The following is a 7,750-nucleotide window of genomic DNA, read 5'->3' as shown; positions in this document are numbered from 1 at the left end:
CGAAGCCGAAGCCGAAGCCGAAGCCGAAGCCGAAGCCGAAGCCGAAGCCGAAGCCGAAGCCGAAGCCGAAGCCGAAGCCGAAGCCGAAGCCCCGGTCGATGAAAAGACCGTCGAACGCGTAGTCGAAAAACGCGGCGGTTTCGTTCCGGCCCTGTTGGGTGGGGCGCTGGCTGCCGTTGCAGGTTTCGCGCTGGGCAATGGAGGGCTGTTGCCAACCGGCCCGGACAACTCGGGGGCGCTGGCGGCGCTGGAAGCAAAGCTGACAGAACAATCGGACCAGATCGCCAAGCTGTCACAGGCGCTTGCAAACGGCCCTGATGTGTCTGGACTGGCAGATCAGATCAAAGCATTGTCGGACAAGCTGACACCGGTTGAAGGCGACCTGAGCACGGTAAAATCCTCGGTTGATGCGCTGTCCGGTGAGGTCGCGCCATTGACGGACCGGATCGCCGCGCTGGAAAAAGCCCCGATTGCCTCCACGGCTTCACCCGAGGCAACCGCCGCGTTTGAGGCGGAACTGAAGAAACTTCAGGACTCGCTGGCCGCTCAACGGGCTGAAGTCGAAAAAATGGTTTCGGACGCTCAGGCTCTTGAAGCGAAAGCCTCGGCAGAAGCACAAGCCGCAACGAATGCTGCCATTCTGGCGCGTCTGCGTGGGCAGCTGGACACCGGCCAGCCTTTTTCGGAATTGGTTGCTGAATTGAAGGCAGGCGGCGTGAATGTGCCGGACGCCCTGTCCGGCCCGTCGGAAAAAGGCGTGGCAACTCTGACCGCGCTTCGGGCGTCGTTCGAGCCTGCTGCGCGAAATGCATTGGCCGAGGCGCGCGAGGCTGACAAAGGAACGGGTTTGGTCGCCTTCCTGCAACGTCAAACGGGCGCCCGTTCCGTCACGCCTCAGGAAGGTGATGGTCCAGACGCTGTTCTGTCGCGCGCGCAGGCTGCGCTGGCAGATGGCGACCTGACCAAAGCTTTGAATGAACTGAAATCACTTCCCGAAGTGGCGCAGGCTGCGATGGCCGATTGGGAGCAGGCGGCCGGGACACGAGCCGCCGCCGTTGACTCCGTGAATACGCTGGCTTCCAGCCTGAACTCGAACTGAAGGACCTGCCATGCTGTGGTCATTGTTTAAGATCCTCGTTTTTGTTGCGATTATCGGCCTGCTGGCGCTGGGCGGTCACTTCCTGATGCAAACCAGCGGTGGGGTGCAGATCACCGTCGCGGGCACGGAATTCACCCTTGGGCCGCTTCAGTCGGTGATTGCATTGGGTGTTCTGGTGCTTGCGGTCTGGCTGTTCTTCAAACTGCTCAGCCTGTTGGTTGCGACACTCAAATTCCTTAACGGCGACGAAACCGCCTTGTCGCGGTATTTCGATCGCAGTCGGGAACAGCGCGGCTATCAGGCGCTGGCCGATGGGTTGATGGCGTTGGCCTCGGGCGAGGGGCGCATTGCCATGACCAAGGCCAGTAAAGCCGAAAAGCTGTTGAACAAGCCGGAACTGACGGATCTTCTGGTGGCGCAGGCTGCCGAGATGACGGGTGACACCAAGAAAGCTTCGGACACCTACAAGAAACTGGTGACAAACAGTGCGACCCGATTTGTCGGGGTGCGCGGTATCATGAAACAGAAGCTGGCCGAGGGAGATGATGAAACCGCCCGCAAGCTGGCCGAAAAGGCACTGGCCATCAAACCGCGTCACGAAGAGACACAGGATGTTCTGCTGAATTTGCAGACCAAGGCGCAGGATTGGGCCGGTGCCCGGTCGACGCTGACTTCCAAGTTGAAAGCAGGGTATCTGCCGCGCGACGTCTTCAAACGCCGTGATGCGGTTCTGGCGCTGTCCGAAGCCAAGGGAATCCTAGATGAAGGCGCAACTGTCGAGCAACAGGAGCGCGCGATCGAAGCCAATCGCCTGTCGCCCGATCTGGTGCCTGCCGCCGCCATGGCGGCCCGCGCGTATATCGCCAAGGGTAAGTCGCGGGCGGCGACAAAGATCCTGAAAAAAGCGTGGGAGGTTCGCCCACATCCGGATCTGGCCCATGCCTTTGCCGAGATCGCGCCGGATGAAACCCCGGAACAACGGGTCAGACGATTCACGGCACTGACCCGCATTCATCCTGAAAACATGGAAACTCGTTTGATCCTGGCCGAGCTGAACATTGTGGCCGAAGACTTTCCCGAAGCCCGCCGTGCCCTGGGTGATGTTGTCGAAAAACGGGGTGATGCGCGCGCCTATACATTGATGGCTGCTGTTGAGCGCGGCGAGGGTGCCACGGATGCCGTTGTCCAAGGTTGGCTTGCCAAGGCGCTGAACGCGCCGCGCGGCCCGCAATGGGTGTGCGACAACTGTCATGACATTCAACCCGAATGGGGACCTGTCTGTCAGAACTGCCACAGCTTCGATACGCTCAGCTGGCAGACACCACAGACACCCGAGATTGCAACAGCAACCGGGGTTCACATGTTGCCCCTGATCGTCGGCGCACTTGAGAACCAGACCGAAGAACCCGAAACAGTCGAGCCTGCGGAAGACGATGACGTGGTTGAAGCCACGGTGGATGCCGTAGAGGTCGCGGACGATGCAGAGGCTCAGAAACAGGTCTGAGCCCTGCTGTTGCTAACTGTGAATTGTCGCAATCAATTCGGTTTGCTAACGTCATCCTCGCGTCGGGGAGGGCGTTCAAATCCAAATGCTGGACTACTCTCACAACACTTGGTTGGTGGTGGCTTCGCTTGCCGTGGCGCTCATGGCCGGGTTCACGGGTCTGTACCTGACGCATGGCGCGTCAAGGCTGGATAGCCAGCAGCGCAAGTTCGTGGTGGCATTGGCCGCTGTCATTCTGGGCGGCGGCATCTGGTCGATGCATTTCGTAGCGATGCTGGGGCTGCAACTGCCAATCCTGTTCTACTATGATGCCCTGATCACTCTGATGTCGGCACTGGTCGCGATCCTGATGGTCGGGCTGGCGTTGCTGCTGCTGCATTTCCGGCCTCGCTCGGTTCAGACGATGATCGGATCTGGTGTGATTGTCGGGCTGGGCATCGTCGCGATGCACTTTGTCGGGATGGCTGGTATGCAGCTTTGCCGCCCCGTCTATGACATTTTCGATGTTGCTCTGTCAGCACTGGCATCAGTAATCTTGTCGGTGGCTGCAATTTGGGTGGCTTATGGCAACCGGACACAACGGAACATCCTGCTTGGCACGGTTTGTTTCGGGCTGGCGGTGTTCACCATGCATTTTGTTGCCACGGGCCTGACTGATTTCGTCGCGAGCGACAGCCTCGGCGGGGCGGGTCCAGCGCTGGATAATCAGGTTTTGGCAATGGGGGTGACGGTATCCGTCTTTCTGATCTGTGGTGCTTTCCTGTTGACCGGTATTACGTTCATAGAGCCAAAGCCCGTGACTGCACCTGCCTCAGGACCTGTGTCGGAACCCACCCCAATGCGCGCTGGTGTTCCGTATGAGCGCGAAGGCCAGACTTTTTTTGCGCATCCCGCGCGGATCGCCGCAATTCGGGCCGAAGGGCATTACACGGTACTCTATATGGATGCAGAGAAACTGTTCTGCCCCTGGTCGATCACCGATGCGGAAACGCGGCTTTTGCCCGAAGGGTTCCTGCGGGCGCATCGCAGTTATCTGGTGAACCCGAAACACGTCTCGCGATTTGAACGTCACAAGGACAACGGCACCTGTTATTTCGATGGTGTTGACGCGCTGAGCAAGGTGCCGGTCAGCCGGTCCCGCCTGACAGATATTCGCGAGGCACTGGGGGTCTAGGCGCAACTCGTGCAGTTCTTTCGCATTTCGTGAAACAAGCCGCGCGCTCCGTTTTCCTTAACTGGATCAGTTAAATCCGCCGTTCTTTCCTTACCTCAGGTCCCCCAAGGCATATCGCCCGGACCCAGGGAGGAAAAACATGATACCAGCCGGCTTTGAGTATCACCGGCCAGGCGACATTGCCTCGGCCATCGGCATTCTACAGGAATATGGCGACGAGGCGCGCGTGATCGCGGGCGGGCATAGCCTGATCCCGATGATGAAGCTTCGCATGGCCGAGATGGGTCATCTGGTCGATCTTCAGGCCATTGAAGAACTCAAGGGGATAGAGGTCGGGCCTGACACCGTTACTTTGGGTGCGATGGTCACGCAGCACGAGCTGATCACCCACAGCGGTCTGGCCGAAGCCATTCCGTTGATCCGCGAGGCGGCGCTTCAGATTGCGGATCCGCAAGTGCGGTACATGGGCACTGTCGGTGGCAATGTAGCCAATGGTGACCCGGGCAATGACATGCCGGGTCTGATGCAATGCTTGAACGCCGCGTTCGAGTTGTCCGGCCCGGACGGGAACCGGACAGTTGCCGCGCGTGATTTTTATGAGGCCGCGTATTTCACCGCCCGCGAAGACGAAGAAATCCTGACCCGGATTTCGATCCCTGTACCGGGTGCAGGCGTGGGGCAGGCCTATCAAAAGCAAAAGCGCAAGATAGGAGATTATGCGACCGCCGCCGCGGCTGTGATGGTTGGCAACGGTCAGGCCTCGGTTGCGATGACCAATCTGGCCGACACGCCCATCTGGTCGGATGAGTCCAGCACCGCGCTGGCCGGGGGTGATGTCGAAGGGTGCGTTGCCGCAATGCTAGACGCAATCGATCCGGTCGCTGACAACCGCGGCCCCGTCGAATTCAAGAAACACGTGGCAGCCGTGGTGCTGCGCCGCGCCATCGACCGTGCGCAAAGCCGCGCGGGCTGAGGGAGAGGGAACCAATGTCGAAAATGCATGTCAAACTGACCGTAAACGGCAAGCAGGTTGAAGATCTGGCCGAGCCGCGCACGCTGCTGATCCACTTCCTGCGGGAAGACCTGAAAATCACCGGCCCACATATCGGGTGTGAAACCAGCCACTGCGGTGCCTGCACCGTGGATATCGACGGCAAGTCGGTCAAATCCTGCACCGCCTTTGTAGCGCAGGTAAACGGTGCTGAGATCACAACCGTTGAAGGCCTGACCAATGATGATGGCAGCCTTGGAGTGTTGCAGGAAATGTTTCGCGAACATCACGGGCTGCAATGTGGGTTCTGCACGCCGGGCATGATCACCCGGGCGCATCGTCTGTTGCAGGAGAATCCGAACCCGACCGAGGAGGAAATCCGTTTCGGCATGGCCGGAAACCTGTGCCGCTGCACGGGATACCAGAATATCGTCAAAGCGATCTCGGCCTCGGCTGATTTGCTCAATGCACAGAAGGAGGCCGCGGAATGACCGACCAGACTCTGACCCCCGAAGAACGCGCTGCCAACCTCAAAGGTATGGGCTGCGCCCGAAAGCGCGTCGAGGACGTGCGTTTCACTCAAGGCAAGGGTAATTACGTTGATGACATCAAGTTGGACGGGATGCTGTTTGGCGATTTTGTGCGCTCCCCCTACGCACATGCCCGCGTCATCAGCGTGAACAAAGAGGCGGCCTTGGCACTGCCCGGCGTGATCGCCGTTTTGACCGCCGAAGACCTGTCGCCTTTGGGATTGCACTGGATGCCGACACTGGCCGGTGACAAGCAGATGGTGCTGGCCGATGGCAAGGTGTTGTTTCAGGGCCAGGAAGTTGCCTATGTCGTGGCCGAAGACCGCTATGTCGCGGCGGATGCCGTTGAACTGGTCGAGGTCGAATACGAAGAGCTTCCTGTCATCACGGACCCGTTCGACTCGTTGAAGTCGAACGTGGTGCTCCGCGAAGACCTGGAAGGTCAGACCGAAGGCGCACATGGTCCGCGCAAACATCACAACCACATCTTTACGTGGGAACAGGGCGACAAGGACGCGACCGAAGCTGTGCTGGCCGAGGCAGACGTGGTCGCCGAAGAGATGATCTATTACCACCGCACCCACCCGTGCCCGCTTGAGACCTGCGGTTGCGTGGCGTCGATGGACAAGGTGACTGGCAAGCTGACTCTGTACGGGACGTTCCAGGCTCCGCACGCGATCCGCACGGTTGTGTCGCTGATTTCGGGGTTGGCCGAGCATAATATCCGCGTGATCAGCCCCGATATCGGTGGTGGGTTTGGCAACAAGGTGGGGGCCTACGCAGGCTATGTGTGCTCGGTGGTGGCCTCGATCGTTACCGGCAAGCCGGTGAAATGGGTCGAGGACCGGATGGAAAACCTGATGTCCACTGCCTTTGCGCGCGACTACTGGATGCAGGGGAAGATTGCCGCCACCAAGGATGGAAAGATCACTGGATTGTGGTGTCATACCACGGCAGATCACGGCGGTTTCGACGCGTGTGCCGACCCGACCAAATTCCCTGCCGGGTTCATGAATATCTGCACCGGGTCTTATGACATCCCGACTGCCTATTTGGCGGTGGATGGCGTCTATACCAACAAGGCGCCGGGCGGTGTGGCCTATCGCTGTTCCTTCCGCGTAACCGAAGCCGCCTATTTCATCGAACGCATGATCGAGGTTCTGGCCATCAAGCTGAACATGGACGCGGCCGAGTTGCGTCGGATCAACTTCATCAAGGCAGATCAGTTTCCCTATCAATCCGCGCTGGGCTGGGAATATGACTCGGGCGATTATCACACGGCCTGGGACAAAGCGCTGAAGGCTGTGAACTATGAGGGTCTGCGGGCGGAACAGGCGCAGCGGATCGCGGATTTCAAGGACGGAAAAACGCGCAAGCTGCTGGGCATCGGCCTGACGCATTTCACGGAAATCGTCGGAGCCGGACCGGTGAAGAACTGCGATATCCTCGGGCTGGGGATGTTCGACAGCTGCGAGATTCGCATTCATCCGACCGGATCAGCGATCGCGCGGCTGGGGACGATCAGTCAAGGGCAGGGCCATGCCACAACCTTTGCCCAGATCATCGCCAGTGAAATCGGCCTGCCCGCCGATGACATCACGCTGGAAGAGGGTGACACGGATACCGCGCCTTACGGGCTTGGGACCTATGGATCCCGGTCCACTCCGGTCGCTGGCGCGGCCACGGCAATGGCGGCCCGCAAAATTCGGGCAAAAGCCCAGATGATCGCGGCCTATCTGCTGGAGGTACACGACAATGACGTCGAATGGGACGTGGATCGCTTTGCTGTCAAAGGCGCGCCGGAGCGGTTCAAGACCATGAAGGAAATCGCATTCGCCGCCTATAATCAGGCCATTCCTGGGCTGGAGCCGGGTCTGGAGGCCGTCAGTTACTATGACCCGCCCAATATGACTTATCCGTTCGGAGCCTATATCTGTGTCATGGAGATTGACGTGGATACTGGTGAATGGGAAGTCCGGCAGTTCTATGCGCTGGATGACTGCGGTACTCGGATCAACCCGATGATCATCGAGGGGCAGGTCCATGGGGGTGTGACCGAGGCACTGGCCATCGCGATGGGTCAGGAGATTGCCTATGATGACATGGGCAATGTGAAAACCGGTACGCTGATGGACTTTTTCCTGCCAACCGCGTGGGAGACGCCGAACTATACCACTGACCATACGGTGACCCCATCCCCGCACCATCCGATTGGCGCAAAGGGTGTGGGGGAAAGCCCGAATGTCGGCGGTGTGCCTGCGTTCTCGAACGCAGTGCATGACGCGTTCCGGCCTTTTGGGTTGGTGCAGAGCCATATGCCGCACGATCACTGGCGGATTTGGAAGATTGCCAATGGTCTGGGGATGCATGGGTGATTGGTATCGGACCGGCTGTTGCCGGTCCGACCGACGGAGGGGGCTCTGCCCCCTCCGAACCTCCCCCGGGATATTTG

The 7,750-nt window shown here is 59.4% G+C and carries 6 protein-coding genes; all 6 read left to right on the top strand.

Going from position 1 to position 7,750, the window contains the following annotated elements:
• On the top strand, nt 1–1,099 hold a 1,099-nt coding region (locus ACR0AD_RS13760), incomplete at its 5' end, for a COG4223 family protein (protein WP_480487924.1).
• Nucleotides 1,100–1,109: 10 nt separating this feature from the next.
• Entirely contained in the window at nt 1,110–2,603 is a 1,494-nt protein-coding gene (locus tag ACR0AD_RS13755) for a heme biosynthesis HemY N-terminal domain-containing protein (protein WP_480487923.1), read from the top strand.
• Between the two features lie 85 nt (nt 2,604–2,688).
• Nucleotides 2,689–3,777, top strand: coding sequence for an MHYT domain-containing protein (locus ACR0AD_RS13750; RefSeq protein ID WP_480482627.1), 1,089 nt, complete (start codon nt 2,689–2,691; stop codon nt 3,775–3,777).
• Between the two features lie 139 nt (nt 3,778–3,916).
• Nucleotides 3,917–4,750, top strand: a complete 834-nt coding sequence (locus ACR0AD_RS13745; protein WP_480482629.1) for an FAD binding domain-containing protein — start codon at nt 3,917–3,919, stop codon at nt 4,748–4,750.
• 14 nt (nt 4,751–4,764) lie between these two features.
• Nucleotides 4,765–5,259, top strand: a complete 495-nt coding sequence (locus tag ACR0AD_RS13740) for a (2Fe-2S)-binding protein (protein ID WP_480482631.1) — start codon at nt 4,765–4,767, stop codon at nt 5,257–5,259.
• Nucleotides 5,256–7,673 (top strand): aerobic carbon-monoxide dehydrogenase large subunit, encoded by a 2,418-nt coding sequence (locus tag ACR0AD_RS13735; protein ID WP_480487921.1) that lies wholly within the window; start codon nt 5,256–5,258, stop codon nt 7,671–7,673. The genes ACR0AD_RS13740 and ACR0AD_RS13735 overlap by 4 nt, the downstream gene beginning before the upstream one ends.
• Nucleotides 7,674–7,750: the final 77 nt, after the last annotated feature.

This window comes from Ruegeria sp. BH8 (assembly GCF_056538065.1).
This window is presented reverse-complemented; position numbering and strand designations above follow the sequence as displayed.

Bases quoted from the DNA above. Each gene is read 5' to 3' on its own strand.
- ACR0AD_RS13735 (WP_480487921.1), top strand. From the start codon at position 5,256: ATGACCGACCAGACTCTGACCCCCGAAGAACGCGCTGCCAACCTCAAA.
- ACR0AD_RS13750 (WP_480482627.1), top strand. From the start codon at position 2,689: ATGCTGGACTACTCTCACAACACTTGGTTGGTGGTGGCTTCGCTTGCC.
- ACR0AD_RS13755 (WP_480487923.1), top strand. From the start codon at position 1,110: ATGCTGTGGTCATTGTTTAAGATCCTCGTTTTTGTTGCGATTATCGGC.
- ACR0AD_RS13740 (WP_480482631.1), top strand. From the start codon at position 4,765: ATGTCGAAAATGCATGTCAAACTGACCGTAAACGGCAAGCAGGTTGAA.
- ACR0AD_RS13745 (WP_480482629.1), top strand. From the start codon at position 3,917: ATGATACCAGCCGGCTTTGAGTATCACCGGCCAGGCGACATTGCCTCG.